We start from the raw sequence: 18,921 nt of genomic DNA on the forward strand, positions 1-18,921 counted from the left end.
CAGCCCACGACCGTCGTCCACAGGCCCCGGCCGGGACGTCGGATCAGGCGCGTGCGGCTTCGAGCGCCTCGCGGAAGTCCGCGTCCAGAGGCGCCTTCGCCGTCGCCACCGTGTCGAACCACACATAGGTGATGACGCAGGTGGCGGCCAGCAGCGGCACCTCGCCCCGCCGCCAGATCTCGTGACGCAGCGTGAACGACGAGGAGCCGATGCGCTCGACGACGACCCGGATGTCCGCGTGGTCGAGCGGCTTGAGGCTCGCCGTCCAGTCGATCTCGGCGTGCCGCACCAGCGCCAGCCGGTCGGACTCCGCGAACCGGTAGGGGCCGTAGCCCAGGTCGTCGAGGAAGGCCATCTTCGCGTCCTCGCACCATGTCAGGTAGTGCGAGTTGAAGACGACACCGGCGAGGTCGATCTCGGAGAACTTCACGGCGACCGGGTAGCTGAACGTCACGCCCCCATCGTCCCGTGCCTCGGTGCGGCGCCCGCAGGCGGGCCCCCGCCGACCACCCGCCGACCCCTGCGGCCCCGTACCGACCCCCTTCCAAACCCCCGGCAAGGGAGGGACCGTCCGCCCCGGTCGGGTCCGCTCAGCTCGAGCGCTCGAGCACGGCGATGCACTCGACGTGGTGGGTCATCGGGAAGGCGTCCCAGGCCTCGAGGGAGGCGAGCGCGTAGCCCTGCTCCCCCGCCGCCCGCACGTCGCGCGCGAGCGCCGCCGGGTCGCAGGCGACGTAGACGACGCGGCGCGGACCGAGCTCGCCGACCAGGGCCATGACTCCCTTGCCGGCTCCGGTGCGGGGCGGGTCGAGCACCACGAGGTCGGCCGTGACGCCCTGCGAGACGAGCGAGCGCAGCTCGCGGTCGACCCGGTTCGCGCGCCACTCGACGTTCTCGAGGTGCTCGGTGTTGCGCTCGCCGTTCTCGACGGCGCGGCGGTCGCCCTCGACGCCCAGCACGAATCCGTCGGGCGCCACGAGCTCGCCGAGGCGCATCGTGAAGAGGCCTGCGCCGGCGAAGAGGTCGACGACGCGGTCACCCGGCTCGGCGCCGAGCAGCGCCACGACACGCGTGAGGAACGTCGTGGCCGCACCCGGGTGCACCTGCCAGAAACCCCGGGCTCCGACGACGTACTCACCCTCCCAGTCGCCGTCGCGCGCGAGCTCGCCGACCAGCCCGCCGCTCCCGTCCGACCCCTCGGCCGGCGGCAGCGGCACGAGCACCGGCTCGTCCGGGTGCGCCGCGTCGACGACGTCGACCGACTCGACGTCGGGCCACTCGGTGTCGAGCACGCCGCTGTCGATGACGCCGGGCGTCGCGATGAGGCAGTCGTCGACGGGCACGACCTCGCGCGACCGGTGTCGGCGCAGGCCGGCCCGGCCGGCCTCGTCCACCGCGAACTCGACGCGGGTGCGCCACCGCAGACCCTCGGCGTCGCCGGGCACGGGCTGCACTTCGACGTCGACGTCGAGGCCGGCCACCCGGGCGAACTGCTCGCGCACGACCGCGCCCTTGAGGGCGCGCTGCGTGCCGACCGAGGCGTGCTGGAAGTCGCACCCTCCACAGAGGCCGGGGCCGGCATACGGGCACGGCGCGGGCACCCGACCGGGAGCGGCCTCGAGCACCTCGACGGCGTCGGCCCGGACGAAGGAGTCACCCACACGGCCCTCGGTGACCCGGGCTACGACGCGCTCACCGGGCAGGGTGTGGCGCACGAAGACGACCTGGCCCTCGTGGCGCGCCACGCAGTGCCCGCCGTGGGCGACCGGTCCCACCTCGACGGTCCACTCCCGGCCGACGAGCGACTCGCCGCCCGCGGCCCGCTCACGCGGGCGTCGCTCGCTGCCCGCCGCCCGCTCACGGGGGCGTCGCTCGCCGCCGGTCCGCTCGTTCGGGCGTCCCTCGCTCACAGCGCACCGCCGCGCACGGAGCCCGGGATCGGCGGCTCGTCGATCCAGTCGCGCTCGGCGCCCTCGGACGACTGCAGCTGCCACGGCACGCTGACGACCATGACGCCCGGCGTGAAGAGCAGCCGCGCCTTGAGGCGCAGGGCACTCTGGTTGTGCAGGATCTGCTCCCACCACTTGCCGAGCACGTACTCCGGCAGGTAGACGGTGACGATGTCGCGCGGGTTGCCGCTGCGGATCGAACGGACGTAGTCGAGGATCGGCTTCGTGATCTGGCGGTAGGGCGAGCTCAGCACCTTGAGCGGCACCGGGATGTCGCGGCGGTCCCACTCGTCGAGCAGGCCCTGGGTCTCCTCCGGGTCGACGTCGACGGTGACGGCCTCGAGGTAGGTGGGGCGGCTCGCCCGCGCGTACGACAGCGCGCGCATCGTCGGCTTGTGCACCTTGGAGATGCAGACGATGGCGTGCACGTGGCTCGGCAGCATCGGCCGCTCGACGTCCCAGTCGATGGCGAGCTCGTCGCGCACCCGCGAGTAGTGCTTGCGGATGGCGAGCATGAGGAAGAAGAGGACGGCCATCGCGAGGATCGCGTAGCGCGCGCCCTGCTGGAACTTCGTGACCAGCACGACGAGCAGCACGGTCGCCGACATCGCGGCGCCGACGGCGTTGATGACCCGCGAGCGCTGCATGCGGGCGCGTTCCTTGGGGTTGCGCTCGAGGCGCAGGTGGCGCGTCCAGTGCCGCACCATGCCGGTCTGGCTCGTCGTGAACGAGACGAACACGCCCACGATGTAGAGCTGCAGCAGCGCGTTGACGTTGGCGCGGAAGACGACGACGAGCAGGATCGCGGCGGCCGCGAGGATGAGGATGCCGTTCGAGAAGGCGAGCCGGTCGCCGCGGGTGTGCAGCTGGCGCGGGAGGTAGCCGTCGCGCGCGAGGATCGAGCCGAGCACCGGGAAGCCGTTGAAGGCCGTGTTGGCCGCGAGGAAGAGGATGAGGCCGGTGACGATCGAGACGAAGACGACGCCGACGTGGAAGTTCGAGAAGACCGCCTCGGAGAGCTGGCCGATCGCGGTGTGCTGCACGTAGGCGTCGCCGACGGGCTGCCCGTCGCGCAGCAGCTGGGTCGACGGGTCCTCCGCGATCTTGATGCCGGTCCACTGGCTGAGCGTGATGATCGAGGCGAGCATCGCGATCGACAGCCCGCCCATGAGCAGCAGGGTCGTGGCGGCGTTGTCGCTCTTCGGCTTCTTGAACGCGGGCACGCCGTTGCTGATCGCCTCGACGCCCGTCAGGGCCGCGCAGCCCGACGAGAACGCCCGCAGCAGCAGGAAGCCGGCCGCGATCCCGGTCAGCTCCTCGCCGCCCTCGGGCACGAGCGTGAGCCCCGCGCTCTCGGCCGGGGCGAGCCCACCGGTGGCCTTCTGGATGAAGCCGTAGACGCCCATCCCGATGATGGCGATCATGAAGAGGTAGACGGGGACCGCGAACGCCTTGCCCGACTCGCGCACGCCGCGCAGGTTCATGGCGGTGAGGAACGCGATGATGACGACGCCGACGACGACCTCGTGTCCGCGCACGAAGCCGAGCACCGTCGAGGCGTTCTGCACGCCCGAGCTGACCGACACCGCGACGGTGAGGACGTAGTCGACGAGCAGCGCGCTCGCCACCGTCAGGCCCGCCTTGGGCCCGAGGTTGACGGTCGCCACCTCGTAGTCGCCGCCGCCCGAGGGGTAGGCGTGCACGTTCTGCCGGTACGACGCGACGACGACCACCATGACGAGCACGACGGCGATGGTGATCTGCCAGCTGTGCGTCATGGCGAACGCGCCGCCGGCGAGACCCAGCATGAGCATGATCTCGTCGGGGGCGTAGGCCACCGACGAGAGCGCGTCGCTCGCGAAGATCGGCAGCGCGAGCCGCTTGGGCAGCAGCGTCTCGCCGAGCTTGTCGCTGCGCATCGCGCGACCGAGGAGGAGGCGCTTGAACAGCGAACCGGTACCTGGCACGACGACACTGTAGAACGTTTCGGGGACGCGCACCGACCGCCTCCCGCGCGTGCGGCCACCCGCGCTCCCCCGTGCGCGCCGCCCGCCGAGCAGGTATGCCGTCCCGACCGTTTCGTGGTCCGGCGCGCTGGCGCGACCCGCACCGTCGGGGGCTGCGCCACGGTGTAGCGTCGCGTCCGTGCACTTCGTCATCATGGGTTGCGGCCGCGTCGGCTCCACGCTCGCGCGCACGCTCGGGCGCGGGGGCCACGACGTCGCCATCATCGACGCCGACGCCTCCGCCTTCCGTCGCCTCGGCACGTCGTTCGACGGCCAGACGGTGACCGGCATCGGCTTCGACCGCGAGACGCTCATCGCCGCGGGCATCCGCGAGGCGTACGCGTTCGCCGCCGTGAGCAGCGGCGACAACTCGAACATCCTGGCCGCGCGCGTGGCCCGCGAGACCTTCGGCGTCGAGCACGTCGCGGCCCGCATCTACGACCCGCAGCGCGCCATGGTCTACCAGCGGCTCGGCATCCCCACCGTCGCGACGGTGCGGTGGACGGCCGACCAGATGATCCAGCGGCTCCTGCCCCAGGGCGCCGTGCCCGAGCTGACCGACCCGAGCGGCAAGATCGTCATCGCCGAGGTGCCGATGGCCGAGGCGTGGGTGGGCCACCCGTTCACCGTCGTCGAGGAGCAGACCGGCGCCCGCGTCGCCTACGTCACCCGACTCGGCGAGGGCACGCTGCCCCGGCCCGACATGGTCGTGCAGCAGGGCGACCTCGTGCACCTCACCGTGCCGCGCGACGACCTCGCGCGCGTCGAGCGCCTCTGCGACCAGCCGCCCGCGGCCCACTGACCCGGTACGAGGAAGAAGAACACCGCATGCGCGTCGTCATCGCCGGAGCCGGGAGCGTCGGACGCTCCATCGCCCGTGAGCTGCTCGGCAACGGTCACCAGGTGCTGCTCATCGACAAGGACGCCGACGACGTGCAGGCCTCGCGCGTGCCCGAGGCGTCGTGGCTGCTCGCCGACGCCTGCGAGCTGGCCGCGCTCGAGGAGGCCCGGCTCGAGGAGTCGGACGTCTGCGTGGCCGCCACCGGCGACGACAAGGCCAACCTCGTGCTCTCGCTCCTCGCCAAGACGGAGTTCGGCGTGCCCCGCACGGTCGCGCGCGTCAACAACCCGAAGAACGAGTGGATGTTCGACGAGTCGTGGGGCGTCGACGTCGCGGTGTCGACCCCGCGCCTCATGACGGCCCTCATCGAGGAGGCCGTCAGCATCGGCGACCTCGTGCGGATCTTCGAGTTCCAGCAGGGCCGCGCCTCGATGGTCGAGATCACGCTGCCCGAGGGCAGCCCGTTCGCGGGCCGCCGCGTCGGCGACGTCGACTGGCCGGTCGACACGGTGCTCGTGGCGATCATCCGCGAGGAGCGCCCGCTCGCCCCGACGCCCGACGACGCGATCGAGGCCGGCGACGAGCTGCTCTTCATCACGACGACGGAGCAGGAGGACCGCCTCCAGGACCTCGTCGCCCCGGGCGAGCGGCACCGCGCCGACGCGAACTGACACGGACCGGGGCCGGCTGGCACCGACTCGTGCCGATCAGGCGCGACGGCGTCAGGCCACCCGGCCGGGGTCGATCGGGGTGCGACCGCGCACGAGGATCGCGCCCATCGCGGTGACCGCGAGCAGGTAGGCCGGCCAGCCGAGCACGATCTTGGCGACGCCGAGGGCGGCCACCTGCTCGGCGAGGTAGAGCGGCACCATGATCGCCAGGCGCACGACGTTGAGGGCGACGAGCACCCAGGCGAGCCGGGCCGCGACGGTGACGATCCCCGGGTGGCGCCGCCACCAGGTGGGGTCGGCCGCGAAGGCCTCGGGCTCGGCCACGCCGACGATGAAGCCGAAGAGCGGCCACCGCGTGAGGTTCGTGACGACGAGCAGCACGAGCAGGCCGGCGTTCTGGAGCATGCCGGGCAGGAAGGCGTCCTCCGCCTTGCCCGACCGCAGCGCGAAGAAGGCCGAGATGCCGACGCCGACGGCGGCATACACGATGAACCGGGGGTCCTGGCGCTGCAGGAGCCGCAGCACGAGGAGGAGGACGACGCAGGCACCGGCGACGACGAGCGCGGTGCGGAGGTCCTGCGTGCGCGCCCACGCGACGGTGAAGGCGACGACGGGCACGGCCGACTCGGCGGCGCCGCGCCAGCCGCCGATGGCCTCGGACAGCTTGTCGCGCAGCAGCTCCTCGACGGTGTCGTAGCGGCGCAGGTCGGCCTCGGATCGCGCGACGCCGTCGCCCGGCTCGCGCGACTCGGCCGCCCCGGGCACCGTGGCCCCGCCGTCCGCCTCAGCCATGCGGCTGCCCCGCGCGGCCGACGATCTCGTAGGCCGGGTTGAACATCGTGGCGACCTTCCGTCGGGTCGTGATGCGGCCGGTCGCCTGCACCTTGATGCCGGGCACGATGCCGGCGATGCGCCGGCGGCCCAGCCAGACGAGGTGGAGCGACTCGGTGCCGTCCCACACCTCGACGTCGAGCGCCGGGGTCTCCTCGCGCGGGCGCAGCGTCACCGAACGCACCTCGCCGCAGATCGTGACGCGGGTGCGCAGGGGCGCCGCCGCGATGTGGACGACGCCGAGGTCGCTCGACTCGCGGGCCAGCTGCGCCGCCTCGATGTCGTGCGAGGTGCGCGTCAGGCGCTCGCTCAGCCGGCGCAGCGCGCCCGGCATGCCCGTGCTCACGAGGACGACCCGTGGTCGCCCGGCGCGCGGCGGCCGGCGCCACGCATCAGCGGACCTCGGTGATCTCGGGTCCGCGTTCGAAGGGGTTGAGGTCGCCCTCGGTCGGAGCGCCCGGGTCCTCGCCCTGGGCCTGCTCGGCGCCCTCGGCGTCGGGCAGGCGCAGCGGCAGCAGCTCGCGCGGCGGCATGGCGTCGCCACCCCGGTCGACGACCGCGGTGCGGATGAGGTCGTGCACGGCCGCCGCGGCCTCCGGCTCGATGGCGGCGCGGCCCGAGACGACCGCGCGGAGGAACCAGCGCGGTCCGTCGACGCCGACGAACCGGGCCGGCATGAAGACGGTGCGGCCGTCGGGACCGGTCTGCGGCATCCGGGTGAGCAGCTCCTCACCGAAGTCGCCGGTCAGCACCTCGGCGGTGCCCCCGGCGCCGACGATGCTGTCGGCGATCTCGTTGCGGATGTCGACCCAGACGCCCTCGGTGCGCGGCGCGGCGAACGCCTGCAGCTGCACGGCGGACTCGCCGATCACGGCGGTGACCCCCGTGATCTGCTGCTCCTGCTCGTTGATCTCCAGCCGCAGCTCCATGCCCTGCTGGCCGCGCAGCCAGATGGAGCCGAGGTTGAGGTACTCGCTGTCGTCGTCGACGGCGGCGCGGTCGTAGGGACCGTCGGTGCCGTCACCGGGCACGGAGGCCGGGCGGTCCGCGTCGTCCGCCTCGTCGACGCCGGTCGCGTCGGGGTCGAGCTCGTCACGGTCGAGGTCGTCGTTCACGTCCACGCCGTCGGCGTCCGGGCGGTCCTTCGACTTGCCCCGGCTGAAGAGTCCCACGTCATTCCGTCCTTTGAGTCCTGCGTCCCGGGTGGCGCGATGCCGCCCGCGGTCGTCGCGGCGCTGACGCAGCGCCCGGCGAACCGTATCCGATGATCAGGCCCCGGCGGGTGAGTCCCCCGCGATCGGCGAGGCGGCGCCCTCGGGTCCGGGCCCACCGAACCCTCCGGTGGATCCGTGTCCAGTGTCCCCCCGACTGGTCGCGTCGAGCGAATCCACCTCGACGAAGGACGCCTGCTCGACGCGCTGCACGACGAGCTGGGCGATGCGGTCGCCCCGGTGCACGGTGAACGGCTCACGGGGGTCGAGGTTGACGAGGTTGACGAGGATCTCGCCCCGGTAGCCCTCGTCGACGGTGCCGGGGGCGTTGACGATCGAGATGCCGTGACGCGCGGCCAGGCCCGAGCGGGGGTGCACGAAGCCGGCGTGCCCCGGCGGCAGGGCGATGGCCAGGCCGGTCGGCACGAGGGCCCGCTCCCCCGGGGCGATCGTGACCTCGGTGCTCGAGCACAGGTCGGCACCGGCGTCGCCCGGGTGCGCGTAGGCCGGCAGCGGCAGGTCCGGGTCGAGCCGGCGCACCCGCACGACGGCATCGCCCGCGAGACGGTCCGGGACAGCACAAGGGTCGGTCACGAGGACCGACCCTACTTGCTCCTGCTCTGCTGCCTGCGGGTGCCGCCCGGGCTCCGGACGGCGTGGGGATGCGCTCAGGCGGCGCACTCCGTGCAGATCATCATGCCGTTGCTCTCCTTGGCGAGCTGGCTGCGGTGGTGGACGAGGAAGCAACGCCCACAAGTGAACTCGTCGGCCTGCTTGGGCAGGACCCGGACCGAGAGCTCCTCGCCGGAGAGGTCGGCGCCCGGGAGCTCGAACCCTTCGGCCTGCTCCGTCTCGTCAACGTCCACGCTGGACGACGTCTTGTCGACGCGCCGGGACTTGAGCTCCTCGATGGAGTCTTCGCTCAGCTCGTCGTCCGTCTTGCGTGGCGCGTCGTAATCGGTTGCCATCTGTTGTCTCACTTCTACTCGAACTGCGCCTTGCGGTCTGTGACGCGAAGAACGCTCGTGGGGCCGTGCTTGTTCCCGTGGAACCCGCGTGGTCGACGGCGCTGTCATCCCCCACGAAACTGCCGCGTGCGCGCATGATGCCCGATCGCCGCCGCGTTGTCACCTTGCGCCCGCCACCCCCTGAGACGTGCCCGGGCCCCGGTGGCACCTTCCTGTCGTTTCCGGACCAACCGTTCACCGTCCCTTTGCCATCCGGCTGCCATCCTCGGTGCACGGTGGGGGTCCGACGGCGCGGTAGGGTCTGCGAACCCGACCCAACGTACCCAAGCCCGGAGGTGGCACCATGACCGAGTTCGTCGAGCAGATGAGGCAGCGGGTCAACGACGCCCTGGGCGACCTCGCCGAGGCGCGCGCCGCCGACGACGAGTACCGCATCCAGGTGCACACCGGCGAGCTCGAGTCGTTCGCCCGGCTCGCCGCCGAGAACGGCGTGCGGGTGCCCGGCCTCGAGGCCTTCGACGCGGCCTGAGCCCCGCGTCAGGCGCAAGGCTCAGTCGCGGGCGCCCTCGGTGAAGAGCGCGCGCACCTGATCGACGAGCGCCGGCCCCGCCGCGACCGTGAGCTCCTTGCCCGGGCGGCCCTGCGACCCCACGACGACGCCACCGGCCTCCTCGACGATGAGCCAGCCGGCCGCGAGGTCCCACGCGTTGAGGCCCGTCTCGGCGTAGGCGTCGACCGAGCCCTCGGCCACCCGCACGAGGTCGAGGGCGGCGCTGCCGATGCGGCGGATGTCGCGCACCGCCGGCAGCACGCGTCGCATCACGTCCGCCTGCCGGGCCCGCACCTCGGGTGCGTAGCCGAAGCCGGTCGCGAGCAGCGTGCGCGCGAGGCGGTCCTCCCCCGAGACGCTCAGCACCGTCGCGCCGGCACCGAGCGCACCGAGCGCGGCGAGCGCGTCCGGCTCGTCCGGCTCTTCGCGGTCGGCGACGTCACCCTCCGGCCGGGTCCGGGCACCCGTGCCGCGCCCTGCGTGGTGCACGAGCCGCAGCGACGGGTCGGCCACCGCACCGGCGACCGGCTCCCACCCCTGCTCGGTACGGGCGTCGCCGACGACGACCGCCACGGACACGGCATACGCCGGCACCTCGTAGAGGTAGTTGACGGTGCCGTCGATGGGGTCGACGACCCACGTGAGACCCGACGTCCCCGCCACGTCGGCGCCCTCCTCGCCGAGGATGCCGTCGTCGGGGCGCGCCTGCTGGATGAGGCGGTGCAGCAGCTCCTCGGAGCGGCGGTCCATGACGGTGACGACGTCGGTCTCCGTCGACTTCGTCGCCGCGACGCCCATCCGGGGCGGCCGCTCGTCACGGATGAACCGGCCGGCCTCGACGGCGAACCGGATGCAGAGCCGCTCGAGCTCCTCGACGGTGGTGCCGGCGGGCAGCTCGGGCGCGCCCTGCCGGCCGTGGTCGCTGCGTGCTGTCGTCACGGCGCTCCTCAGTCGCTGCCGCAGAGGGCGGGACGGGCCTGGCGCAGGTTGGGGCAGCACCCGGGTGCGCACACCGACGGCATCCGGCCCTCGAACTGCGGCACGGCCTCGCCGCGTGCCTCGGCCGCACGCTCGAGGAGCGCGTCGACGAGGTCGCGCACGAAGGCCGCGTCGGTGCCGACCGTGGGCACGCGCACGTGGGTGAGGCCGAGCTCGTCGGCCGTCTCCTGCGCCTCGGTGTCGAGGTCGTAGACGACCTCCATGTGGTCGCTGACGAAGCCGATGGGGGCGGTGACGACCGTGCGCACCCCCGCCGCCGCGAGCTCGCGCATCCGGTCGTTGACGTCGGGCTCGAGCCACGGCTGGGTCGGCGGGCCCGAGCGCGAGCAGAAGACGAGCTCACCCGTGAGGTCGCGGCCGAGCACGCGGTTCGCCTCCTGCGTCAGGCGGGCCGCGAGGGCCAGGTGCTGGCGCTGGTAGAGGTTGCCCTCGCCGTCGCCCGGGCCGGACGTGTCGTCCATGGCGTCGGGGATCGAGTGGGTGACGAAGAGCAGCGCGATCTCGGCGTCGGGCGCCCCGTCGAGTGCCCGCAGCGCCCGCACCAGCTCGCCGAGGTTCGCCTCGGCGAACCCCGGGCGGGGCGCGTACTGGGCGACCTTGTCGATCTCGAACGAGAGCCCCTCCTGCGTCACCGTGCCGAGGGCGTCCGCGAGGTTCTCGCGGTACTGCCGGCAGGAGGAGTAGGAGGAGTAGGCGCTCGTCGTCAGCGCGACGAGGCGGTGCTGCCCGGCCGCGTAGGCCTCGCGCAGCGCGTCGTCGATGAACGGCTCGCTGTTGCGGTTGCCCCAGACGATGGGGGTGTCGATGCCGCGGCCGTCGAGCTCGGCGCGCAGCGCGGCGAGCAGGGCACGGTTCTGGTCGTTGATCGGGCTGCGGCCGCCGAAGTGGTGGTAGTGCTCGGCCACCGACTCGAGGCGCTCGTCGGGGATGCCGCGGCCGGCCGTCACGCGGCGCAGGAACGGCATGACCTCCTCGGGGGCCTCGGGCCCGCCGAAGCCGAGCAGCAGCACGGCGTCGTAGGGCGAGAGGTCGGCGGTGGTCGGGGGGTTGGTCTGCGATGTCATGTCTCCGCCATCTGGTCGATCCGGTCGTGGGAGGTGCGGTCTGGCTGTGGTCCGTCGGTGGGTCCGCGCTGGGTCCGTGGTGGGTCCGGGGTGGTCTAGGGGCCCGGGGTCGAGCGGAGGGGCGTCGGCGCGTTGAGGTCGAGGCGCACGGCCAGCATGCGCACCGCGAAGACGAGCGCCACCGCCGTCCACAGCACCCAGTCCTGCAGCGAGCCGACGCGGGCGGCGACGACGATGATGACGGCGCCGAGCATGGCCGGCACGGCATACAGCTCGCGGCGCAGCACCTCGGGCACCTGCCCGGCGAGCAGGTCGCGCAGCACACCGCCGCCGATCGCGGTGATGACGCCGACGAGCACGGCGGCGATGGGCGAGACGCCGACCGTCGTGACGGCCTTGAGGCTGCCCGCGACCGCGAAGGCCGCAAGCCCCGCCGCGTCGAGCACGCGCACGAAGCGGGTGATCCGCTCGACGCCGGGGTGGAAGAGGAAGGTGACGAGGCCGCCGAGCGCGGCCGCCGTCAGGAGGCGCCAGTCGCTGATGCCGACGGGCGGGATGTCGCCGATGAGCAGGTCGCGCACGATGCCGCCACCGAGGGCGGCCGCGCAGGCCAGGACGATGACGCCGAAGAGGTCGAAGCGCTTCTTGACCGCCACGAGGCCGCCGGAGAGCGCGAAGACGAACACGCCGACGATGTCGAGGGCGAGCTGGGCGGACGCGAAGGTGGTGGGCATGCCAGAGCAAACGGTACCTGTGCGGCGTGGTCGCTTTGGCGGGTGCCCGCGCCGGTGGCATGCTCGACTGCACAGCACCCGCCGAATCGCCGTGAGCGACGCCCGGCAGCGGGGCACGACCACCGCACGACACGCAGACACGTTCCCGGGAGACCCACCCATGCAGCACCTCAGGCTCGTCGGCGTCCACGAGGACGGATCGCACCTGCTGCTGGCCGACGACGAGGGCAACAGGTATGCCGTCCCGCTCGACGAGCCGCTGCGCGCGGCCGCGCGTCGTGACCGTCCGCGTCTGGGACAGCTGCAGATCGAGATCTCCGGTGGCCTGCGCCCCAAGGACGTCCAGGCCATGATCCGGGCCGGCCTGACGGCCGAGGAGGTCGCCGAGCGCGCGGACTGGCCCGTCGAGAAGGTGCACCGCTACGAGGGCCCGATCCTCGCCGAGCGCGAGCACGTCGCGAGCCTCGCCCGCCAGGTACGCCTGCGCTCGCGGGGTGCGACCGGCGGTTCGGCGCAGACCCTCGACGCCCGCGTCGCAGAGCGCCTGCGCTCGCGGGCCATCGACGCCGGCTCCGCCCGCTGGGACTCACGTCGCACCGACAAGGGCGCGTGGACCGTGCTGCTCCTCTTCGCCGCCGGCGGCCGCGAGCGCGAGGCCGCCTGGCACTTCGACCCGCTCGCCCGCACGGTGTCGGCGACGGACGACGAGGCGAGGTGGCTCAGCGAGGACGAGGACCAGCAGGCCCCCGGCCCCATCCCCGCCCCGCACCTGTCCGCCCCGAGCCGGCCCAGCCGCGTCTACGACGTCGAGGCCGAGGGCGGCGTGTCGGCCGCGACCCCGGTGCGCCGCCGCGAGGGCGAGACCGTCGACCTGATGGCCGCGATGCGCGAGCGCAGCGCCCAGCGGGGCCGCCGTCGTCGGCCGAAGTCGGCTGACGTGCCGGGACTGGAGAGCGCCCCCGAGGAGGCGCTGCCGCTCGAGGAGCTGGCCCGCGACCCCCGCGACGAGCTGCCTCCCGCCGCGCACACCCACCCCGAGGACGACCCCGAGGTGGTCAAGACCGGCGCCGCCGAGGACCGCATCGGCGTCGAGGCCGCGCAGCGCCAGGCCCGCCGCACCGAGGCCACCCAGCCGGTGCGCCAGACCCTCCCGCCCGAGCCCACCGCCGAGCCCACCGCAGAGCCCGCCGCCGAGCCGGTCGTCTCTGGAGCCACCGAGTCGGTCGAGCCGGACGCGGAGTCGAACGAGCCCGTCGCCGGGACCGGCCTGCCCGTCGAGGAGCCGGCCGAGGACGACGTGACGGACGTCCCCGCACCCGAGGAAGCTGCACCCCAGGACGCGGCTGGCGAGTCCGACGAGTCCGCCGAGGCAACCGACGAGGCAACCGACGAGGCCCGGGTTGCCGACGCGCCGGCCACCGAGGCGCCCGTCGACGACCGGCCCGACATCCTGCCCGACCTGCTGGCCGACGCCGCACCCCGCGAGGAGCACGCCCCGGCGTCAACGCAGGCCACGCAGGCCGCGCGGGTGACCGAGCCCGAGCACGACGACGTCATCGAGCGCCGCACCCCGGCGACCCCGGCGACCCCGGCGACCCCGGCGACCCCGGCGCCCCCGGCAGCCGCTGCGACCCCGGCGACCCCGGCGGCCGCGTCGACGAAGGACCGCCCGCGCCCCGGCATCCCGAAGCCGAAGCCGGCCGCGCGCAAGTCGGGCCGTCCCGGCGTGCCGAGCTGGGACGACATCATGTTCGGCCGCAAGGGCGACTGACCCCGGCGCTCCCCCCGCCCGGGTGCCGGCGGCGTCAGTCGGCCTGGGTGACCGGCAGCGGCGGCAGGGGGCAGACGTCGAGGTCGAAGGGCAGCACCTCCGGCGAGATCGCGGCGGCCTTGGCCGCGTGCGAGGTCATCCGCCGCATGTAGTGCCGTCGGCACAGCACCTCGTACTCCACGAGACCCGTCGTGCCCGGCTTCGTGTCGCCGACGACGACCTGCTCCCCCTCGACGACCATGACGCCGTCGAGCACGCGGGCGTTGGTCGTCGCGCGGCGGCCGCACCAGCACAGGGCCTCGACCTGCAGCACCTGCACCTTGTCGGCGAGCTCGATGAGGCGCTTGCTCCCCGGGAAGAGCTCGGTGCGGAAGTCGGCCGTGATCCCGAAGGCGAAGACGTCGACCTCCATCTCGTCGACGATGCGCGCGAGCTGCTCGACCTGGTCGCAGGTGTAGAACTGCGCCTCGTCGCAGATGAGGTAGTCGATGCGCGTGCCGGCCGTGGCCCGGCCGACGATCGACTCCCAGAAGTCGAGGTCGTCGCCGACCTCGAGGGCCCCCGTCGAGAGGCCGAGGCGCGAGCTGAGCACGTTGCTGCCGGCGCGGTCCATCTTCGTGTAGATGAGGCCCACCCGCCCCCGCACGCGGTGGTTGTGGTCCATCTGCAGGGCGAGGGTCGACTTGCCGCAGTCCATGGTCCCGGAGAAGAAGACGAGCTCAGCCACGAGGCACCACCCTAGCCACGACGCGGCGGCACGACGACGACCGGCACGGCGATCTCGGCCTCGCTCGTCGACCCGTGCAGGCCGAGGAGCGCGACGACCTCCCGGCGCATGAGCCCGGAGTGGACGATCGCGAACGTCCCGCTGGTCACGACGACGAGGTCGCCGATGCGGCCGAGCACGTCGGGACGCACCGTGCCGAACCAGCCCTCTTCGACGGCGCGCTCACGGGTCAGCACGCGGACCCGCTCGCCGAAGCGCGCCGTCCAGGCCTGCTCGACGTCTGCTGCCGCACCGGCGTCCGTGTAGAGCTGGAGGTTGCGCGCCTCGCCGCCGAGGTGGCGCACCCCCGACATGAGGGCGGGCTCGTGCGCGAGGTCGACGCGGTCGGCGAACGGCACGTCGACCATGCCGTGGTCGGCCGTCACGACGACCGACGTGTCGTCCGGCACGCTGGCGCAGAGCCGTCGCAGGGCCGCGTCAACGGACTCGACCTCGTCGCCCCACTGCCACGACTGGCACCCGTGCACGTGGCCGACCTTGTCGACCTCGCCCCAGTAGAGGTAGACGAGCGAGCGGGGCGTCGCGCGCACGGCCGCCACCGCGGCGTCGACGCGGTCGTCGATGCTGCGCGCGGCCCGGAAGCCGGCGCCGCGGAGCGCCGCCGTCGTCAGGCCCGACCCGTCGAAGTAGTGCGGCCCGACCATCGTCACGGTGACGCCGGCGTTCTCGGCGGCCTCGAAGACCGTCTCGTTCGGCTGCCACCGTCGCGGGTCCGGACCGTCCTCCCACGACAGCTCGTTGAGCAGCCGGTCGGTGTCCGGGTCGAGCACCTGCATGCCGACGAGACCGTGCGCTCCCGGCGGCAGGCCCGTGCCGAAGGTGCCCATCGACGTCGCCGTCGTGGACGGGAAGCCGCAGGGCACCCGCGCCGCGCCGCCGAGGTGGCTGCGCAGGAAGGGTGCGTGACCGCTGCGCTGGCGCAGCAGGTCGTGCCCGAGCCCGTCGACGAGCACGACGACGGTGCGCGGCACCGCGGGGAGGTCGAAGACGTCGCGGCCGGCATACCGGCTCACGCCGAGGCGGTCGGCGACGGAGGGCAGCACCGAGGCGAGGGTGCCGGCGGACCAGTCGGGGGGACGCGTCGCGGCGTCGGGCAGGGCGGTCACGCGTCAGAGGGGGGAGCCGCCGCCGATGCTCGCGGACAGCGTCCGCGCGAAGCTCATCGCGTGGCCCACGGCGTCCTCGCCGTCGGCGGCCGAGCTGACGCGCAGCGAGATGTCGTCGGAGGCGATGGTGCCCTCGAAGCCGTGGTCGGCCGTGCAGTCGGGGTCGCCGCACTGGGCGGGGATCATGTCGAGCCGGCTGACGGCGCCCCAGCCGAGGGTGAGTGTGAGGTCACGCCCGTGCGTGCCCGGCGTGAAGGTGTCGGGCTGGGCCACGACGTGCGTGAGCATGACGCCCCGGACGGCCGCGAGCGGCACCGTCTCTGTCGTCGCGGTCGCCATCAGCTTGTCCTCGGACTCGGCGTGGTCGTCGGCGTGCGCGATGACGAGGCGCTTCGGGGTGATGACGAGGACGGTGACGTGGCGGCGCACGGTCTCGTGGTCGAACGTCGTCTCCTGGTGCACGAGGTGCGAGACGACCTCCTCGTCGGCGAGCGCCGACTCGACGACGTCGCACACGAGCGCGGGGTAGTACCCGGCCCGGGTGATGGCCTCGGTGAGGTCCGTCGGAAGGGTTCGGCCGGTGCCCGGGCTGGCGTGTCGCATGGCCCCATCCTTGCACCTGCCGGCCGTGACCCGGCCCGCGCCGCCCACAGGCCCGATCGGCCGCCTCCCCCGACGACCCGGGTCCGGGACGACGCTCAGGTCATCCGTCGACGGCCGGGGTCCTTGCGCACGAGTGCGGGGCGCACGACGACCTCGGCCCCGAGCACGTCCACGCCGCCGGTCCACGCGTTGACCGGGTTGAGCTCGACCGACGCGAGCTCGGGGTGGTCGTCGGCGAGCACCGAGAGCCGCGCCACGAGGTCGCTGAGGGCGGCCCGGTGCACCGGCGCGGCGCCGCGGTGGCCGCCGAGCAGCGGCGCGGCCTTGACGCCGTCGATGAGGTCGGTGACGTCGACGTCGGTGAGCGGCGGGATGCGGTGCGCGACGTCGCCGAGCAGCTCGGTGGGCGGTCCGGCCACGGAGAAGCTGACGACGGGCCCGAAGAGCGGGTCCTCGCTCGCCCGGATGACGCACGACACCCCGGGCACGGCCATGCGCTGCACGACGAAGCGGTCGGCGCCGAGCGGGCCGAGGCGCTCGCTCAGCGACGCGTGCGCGTCGCGCACCGACTCGGCGTCGACGAGGTCGCCGCGCACGCCGACGAGCCCCGGCTGGTGGCGCACGATGGGCGAGGTCGACTTGAGGATGACCGGGTAGGTCAGCTCGTCGGCGGCCGCGACCGCGCTCGCGGCGTCGGTCACCTCGACCGCCGGCCACACCCGGATGCCGTAGGCGCCGAGCAGCTCGCGCGTCTCCTCGCGCGTCAGCGCCCTCCCGTCGGGACAGCCCGCGAGGTAGCCCTCGAGGAGGCGCTCGGCCCGCAGCCGGTCGACGCCGACGGGCGCGACCGGCGTGCCCCGGTCGCGCTGGCGCCACTGCGCGTAGCGCGTCACCGCGTTGAGGGCACGGATGCCGTCCTCCGGCATCGAGTACGCCGGCACCGACCGCCGCTGCCCGTGCTGTTCGTAGGACAGGCCGTCACCGACGCCGCGCATGCCGAGGAAGGTCGCCACGCAGGGCTTCTCGTGGTCGGCGACGATGTTGCGCACGGCCTCGTGCACGTCCTCGTCCGGGGTGACGAGGGGCGGGATGAACGCCGCGACGACGCTGTCGACCTCGGGGTCGGCGAAGGCGGCGTCGAGGGCGGCCGCGAACTCCTCGGCCGACGCCTGCGGCTGGAGCGAGACGGGTCCGTGGGTGACCTTGAGGCCCCAGCTGAGGCAGGCGCTCGCGCTCAGGGCGCCCAGCGCGTCGGAGTTGCCGACGATGGCGACGCGGTCGCCCTTGGGCAGCGGCTGGTGCAGCGTCAGCTGGGCGACGTCGAAGAGCTGGTGCACGTTCTCGACCCGGATGACGCCGGCCTGGCGCAGCAGGGCCCGGAACGCCTGCGGCGGCACGTTGGTGACACGGGTGCGGTGCCCGGGCGGGGCCGCGAAGCTCGAGACGCCCGAGGAGACGACGATGACCGGCTTGACCGTCGCGAGGTGGCGGGCGATCCGCGAGAACTTGCGCGGGTTGCCCATCGACTCGAGGTAGAGCCCGACGGTGTCGGTCTCCTGGTCGTCGATCCAGTACTGCATGAGGTCGTTGCCCGACACGTCGACGCGGTTGCCCGCGGAGGCGAACACCGAGATGCCGAGGCCGCGGCGGGCGGCGGAGGCGAGCACCGCGACGCCGAGCGCGCCGCTCTGGGCGAACAGGCCGAGGCGCCCCTGCTCGGGGATGACGGTCGCGAGCGTGGCGTTGAGCCGCACCGACGGGTCGTTGTTGACGATGCCGAAGCTGTTCGGCCCGACGATGCGCATGCCCGCGCGGCGCACCCGGCGGCGCAGCTTCTCCTGGAGGCGCACGCCCTCCTCGCCGGCCTCGGCGAACCCCGCCGAGAGCACGAGCAGGGCCTTCACCCCGGCCTTGCCGCAGTCCTTGACGACGTCGACCGCCTGCGCGGCGGGCACGACGACGATGGCGAGGTCGACGGGTTGCGGCACGTCGTGGATCGAGGGGTAGGCGGGCACGCCCTGGATCCGGTCGGCCACGCGGTGGATCGGGTAGAGCTCGCCCTGGAAGCCCGCCGCGAGGATGTTGCGCATCACGAGCGCACCGATCGACTCCGCGCGCCGGCTCGCGCCGATGATGGCGACCCGCTCCGGGAAGAGGATCGTGTGCATGCTCCTCGACTCCGCACGGTGCTCGCGCGACAGCTGCACCGCCTTGCTCTGCTCGGTCGGCGAGATGTCGAAGCTCACCTCGACGACGCCGTCCTCGATGTGGTGCGTGACCTCGTAGCCCGCCTCCTTGAAGACGGTGAGCATCTTGCGGTTCTGGGGCAGCACCTCGGCGACGAACCGGTTGATGCCCATCTCCTGCGCGATGGCCGCCAGGTGCTCGAGCATCACCGACCCGATGCCCTTGCCCTGGTAGTGGTCGGAGATGTTGAAGGCCACCTCGGCCGAGCCGGGCTCGATGCGGTCGTAGCGCCCGATGCCGATGATCTCGCCGTCGAGGGTCGCGACGAGGGCCACCCGGTCGTGGTGGTCGACGTGCGTGAACCGGTGGACGTCACGCTCGCTCAGCTCGCGCAGCGGCGCGAAGAAGCGCAGGTAGATCGACTCCGCGGACTGCCGGCTGTGGAAGTGCCGGATGCCCTCGGCGTCCTCGGGGGTGATCGGCCGTACGTGCGCGACGGTGCCGTCGCGGAGCACGACGTCGGCCTCCCACTCGACCGGCGCCCCCGTGGCCCGGGCCGAGACCCGCTCGAGTGCACCCGTGTCGTCGCTGAACCCGCCAGCCGTCATGCGCACATCGTGTCACGTCGGGCTGCGGGGGCCAC

19 protein-coding genes are annotated in these 18,921 nt (G+C 73.4%); 4 read left to right on the forward strand and 15 right to left on the reverse strand.

Annotation, left to right across the window (positions count from 1 at the left end):
- Positions 1-43: 43 nt before the first annotated feature.
- The 3 genes from ABT295_RS03305 to ABT295_RS03315 form a co-directional block, all read right to left on the reverse strand.
- Positions 44-454: an acyl-CoA thioesterase gene (locus ABT295_RS03305; protein ID WP_352392988.1), complete on the reverse strand. Its 411-nt coding sequence runs from the start codon at positions 452-454 to the stop codon at positions 44-46.
- A gap of 136 nt (positions 455-590) precedes the next feature.
- Complete coding sequence (locus ABT295_RS03310; protein ID WP_352392989.1) at positions 591-1,910, reverse strand: class I SAM-dependent RNA methyltransferase; 1,320 nt, start codon at positions 1,908-1,910, stop codon at positions 591-593.
- On the reverse strand, positions 1,907-3,868 hold the full coding sequence (locus ABT295_RS03315) for an APC family permease (RefSeq protein ID WP_352394683.1): 1,962 nt from the start codon (positions 3,866-3,868) through the stop codon (positions 1,907-1,909). The genes ABT295_RS03310 and ABT295_RS03315 overlap by 4 nt, the downstream gene beginning before the upstream one ends.
- A gap of 226 nt (positions 3,869-4,094) precedes the next feature.
- Here ABT295_RS03315 and ABT295_RS03320 point away from each other — a divergent pair, with 226 nt between their 5' ends.
- Together ABT295_RS03320 and ABT295_RS03325 are read left to right on the forward strand one after the other, a co-directional pair.
- Positions 4,095-4,757: a potassium channel family protein gene (locus tag ABT295_RS03320; RefSeq protein WP_345507772.1), complete on the forward strand. Its 663-nt coding sequence runs from the start codon at positions 4,095-4,097 to the stop codon at positions 4,755-4,757.
- A 26-nt stretch (positions 4,758-4,783) separates the two neighbouring features.
- On the forward strand, positions 4,784-5,467 hold the full coding sequence (locus ABT295_RS03325) for a potassium channel family protein (RefSeq protein WP_352392990.1): 684 nt from the start codon (positions 4,784-4,786) through the stop codon (positions 5,465-5,467).
- Between the two features lie 51 nt (positions 5,468-5,518).
- On the opposite strand, the gene ABT295_RS03330 is transcribed toward ABT295_RS03325, so the two are convergent.
- The 5 genes from ABT295_RS03330 to ABT295_RS03350 form a co-directional block, all read right to left on the reverse strand.
- Entirely contained in the window at positions 5,519-6,259 is a 741-nt protein-coding gene (locus ABT295_RS03330; protein WP_352392991.1) for a DUF3159 domain-containing protein, read from the reverse strand.
- Positions 6,252-6,644 (reverse strand): OB-fold nucleic acid binding domain-containing protein, encoded by a 393-nt coding sequence (locus ABT295_RS03335; RefSeq protein WP_352392992.1) that lies wholly within the window; start codon positions 6,642-6,644, stop codon positions 6,252-6,254. Before ABT295_RS03335 ends, ABT295_RS03330 begins: the two co-directional genes overlap by 8 nt.
- A 46-nt stretch (positions 6,645-6,690) precedes the next feature.
- Entirely contained in the window at positions 6,691-7,470 is a 780-nt protein-coding gene (locus ABT295_RS03340) for a DUF3710 domain-containing protein (RefSeq protein ID WP_352392993.1), read from the reverse strand.
- Positions 7,471-7,566: 96 nt separating this feature from the next.
- Complete coding sequence (gene dut / locus ABT295_RS03345; RefSeq protein WP_352392994.1) at positions 7,567-8,103, reverse strand: dUTP diphosphatase; 537 nt, start codon at positions 8,101-8,103, stop codon at positions 7,567-7,569.
- A 74-nt stretch (positions 8,104-8,177) separates the two neighbouring features.
- Positions 8,178-8,477, reverse strand: a complete 300-nt coding sequence (locus tag ABT295_RS03350; protein ID WP_345507778.1) for a DUF4193 domain-containing protein — start codon at positions 8,475-8,477, stop codon at positions 8,178-8,180.
- 343 nt (positions 8,478-8,820) lie between these two features.
- Here ABT295_RS03350 and ABT295_RS03355 point away from each other — a divergent pair, with 343 nt between their 5' ends.
- Positions 8,821-9,006, forward strand: coding sequence for a hypothetical protein (locus tag ABT295_RS03355; protein WP_345507779.1), 186 nt, complete (start codon positions 8,821-8,823; stop codon positions 9,004-9,006).
- A gap of 21 nt (positions 9,007-9,027) precedes the next feature.
- On the opposite strand, the gene ABT295_RS03360 is transcribed toward ABT295_RS03355, so the two are convergent.
- The 3 genes from ABT295_RS03360 to ABT295_RS03370 form a co-directional block, all read right to left on the reverse strand.
- Positions 9,028-9,966, reverse strand: coding sequence for an inositol monophosphatase family protein (locus ABT295_RS03360; protein ID WP_352392995.1), 939 nt, complete (start codon positions 9,964-9,966; stop codon positions 9,028-9,030).
- An 8-nt stretch (positions 9,967-9,974) separates the two neighbouring features.
- Positions 9,975-11,090: a ferrochelatase gene (locus ABT295_RS03365; RefSeq protein WP_352392996.1), complete on the reverse strand. Its 1,116-nt coding sequence runs from the start codon at positions 11,088-11,090 to the stop codon at positions 9,975-9,977.
- Positions 11,091-11,185: 95 nt separating this feature from the next.
- On the reverse strand, positions 11,186-11,824 hold the full coding sequence (locus tag ABT295_RS03370) for a trimeric intracellular cation channel family protein (RefSeq protein ID WP_352392997.1): 639 nt from the start codon (positions 11,822-11,824) through the stop codon (positions 11,186-11,188).
- Between the two features lie 160 nt (positions 11,825-11,984).
- Here ABT295_RS03370 and sepH point away from each other — a divergent pair, with 160 nt between their 5' ends.
- Complete coding sequence (sepH, locus tag ABT295_RS03375) at positions 11,985-13,595, forward strand: septation protein SepH (protein WP_352392998.1); 1,611 nt, start codon at positions 11,985-11,987, stop codon at positions 13,593-13,595.
- Positions 13,596-13,629: 34 nt separating this feature from the next.
- On the opposite strand, the gene ABT295_RS03380 is transcribed toward sepH, so the two are convergent.
- The 4 genes from ABT295_RS03380 to ABT295_RS03395 all read right to left on the reverse strand — a co-directional run bounded on the left by ABT295_RS03380 (position 13,630) and on the right by ABT295_RS03395 (position 18,886).
- Positions 13,630-14,322, reverse strand: a complete 693-nt coding sequence (locus ABT295_RS03380; RefSeq protein ID WP_352392999.1) for a thymidine kinase — start codon at positions 14,320-14,322, stop codon at positions 13,630-13,632.
- 11 nt (positions 14,323-14,333) lie between these two features.
- Positions 14,334-15,488: an alkaline phosphatase family protein gene (locus ABT295_RS03385; RefSeq protein WP_352393000.1), complete on the reverse strand. Its 1,155-nt coding sequence runs from the start codon at positions 15,486-15,488 to the stop codon at positions 14,334-14,336.
- Positions 15,489-15,491: 3 nt separating this feature from the next.
- Positions 15,492-16,091 carry a DUF5998 family protein gene (locus ABT295_RS03390; RefSeq protein ID WP_352393001.1) on the reverse strand — a complete coding sequence of 200 codons (600 nt, stop codon included), beginning with the start codon at positions 16,089-16,091 and terminating at the stop codon, positions 15,492-15,494.
- Between the two features lie 95 nt (positions 16,092-16,186).
- On the reverse strand, positions 16,187-18,886 hold the full coding sequence (locus ABT295_RS03395; RefSeq protein WP_352393002.1) for a bifunctional acetate--CoA ligase family protein/GNAT family N-acetyltransferase: 2,700 nt from the start codon (positions 18,884-18,886) through the stop codon (positions 16,187-16,189).
- Between the last annotated feature and the right edge of the window lie 35 nt (positions 18,887-18,921).

The organism is Terrabacter sp. NPDC000476 (genome assembly GCF_040300125.1).
Classification (GTDB): Bacteria; Actinomycetota; Actinomycetes; order Actinomycetales; family Dermatophilaceae; genus Terrabacter.

Excerpts from the sequence above, each read along its gene's own strand:
- ABT295_RS03390 (WP_352393001.1), bottom strand. The coding sequence starts at position 16,091 with ATGCGACACGCCAGCCCGGGCACCGGCCGAACCCTTCCGACGGACCTC.
- ABT295_RS03355 (WP_345507779.1), top strand. The coding sequence starts at position 8,821 with ATGACCGAGTTCGTCGAGCAGATGAGGCAGCGGGTCAACGACGCCCTG.
- ABT295_RS03350 (WP_345507778.1), bottom strand. The coding sequence starts at position 8,477 with ATGGCAACCGATTACGACGCGCCACGCAAGACGGACGACGAGCTGAGC.
- ABT295_RS03330 (WP_352392991.1), bottom strand. The coding sequence starts at position 6,259 with ATGGCTGAGGCGGACGGCGGGGCCACGGTGCCCGGGGCGGCCGAGTCG.
- ABT295_RS03315 (WP_352394683.1), bottom strand. The coding sequence starts at position 3,868 with ATGCGCAGCGACAAGCTCGGCGAGACGCTGCTGCCCAAGCGGCTCGCG.
- ABT295_RS03365 (WP_352392996.1), bottom strand. The coding sequence starts at position 11,090 with ATGACATCGCAGACCAACCCCCCGACCACCGCCGACCTCTCGCCCTAC.
- ABT295_RS03370 (WP_352392997.1), bottom strand. The coding sequence starts at position 11,824 with ATGCCCACCACCTTCGCGTCCGCCCAGCTCGCCCTCGACATCGTCGGC.
- ABT295_RS03325 (WP_352392990.1), top strand. The coding sequence starts at position 4,784 with ATGCGCGTCGTCATCGCCGGAGCCGGGAGCGTCGGACGCTCCATCGCC.
- sepH (WP_352392998.1), top strand. The coding sequence starts at position 11,985 with ATGCAGCACCTCAGGCTCGTCGGCGTCCACGAGGACGGATCGCACCTG.
- ABT295_RS03395 (WP_352393002.1), bottom strand. The coding sequence starts at position 18,886 with ATGACGGCTGGCGGGTTCAGCGACGACACGGGTGCACTCGAGCGGGTC.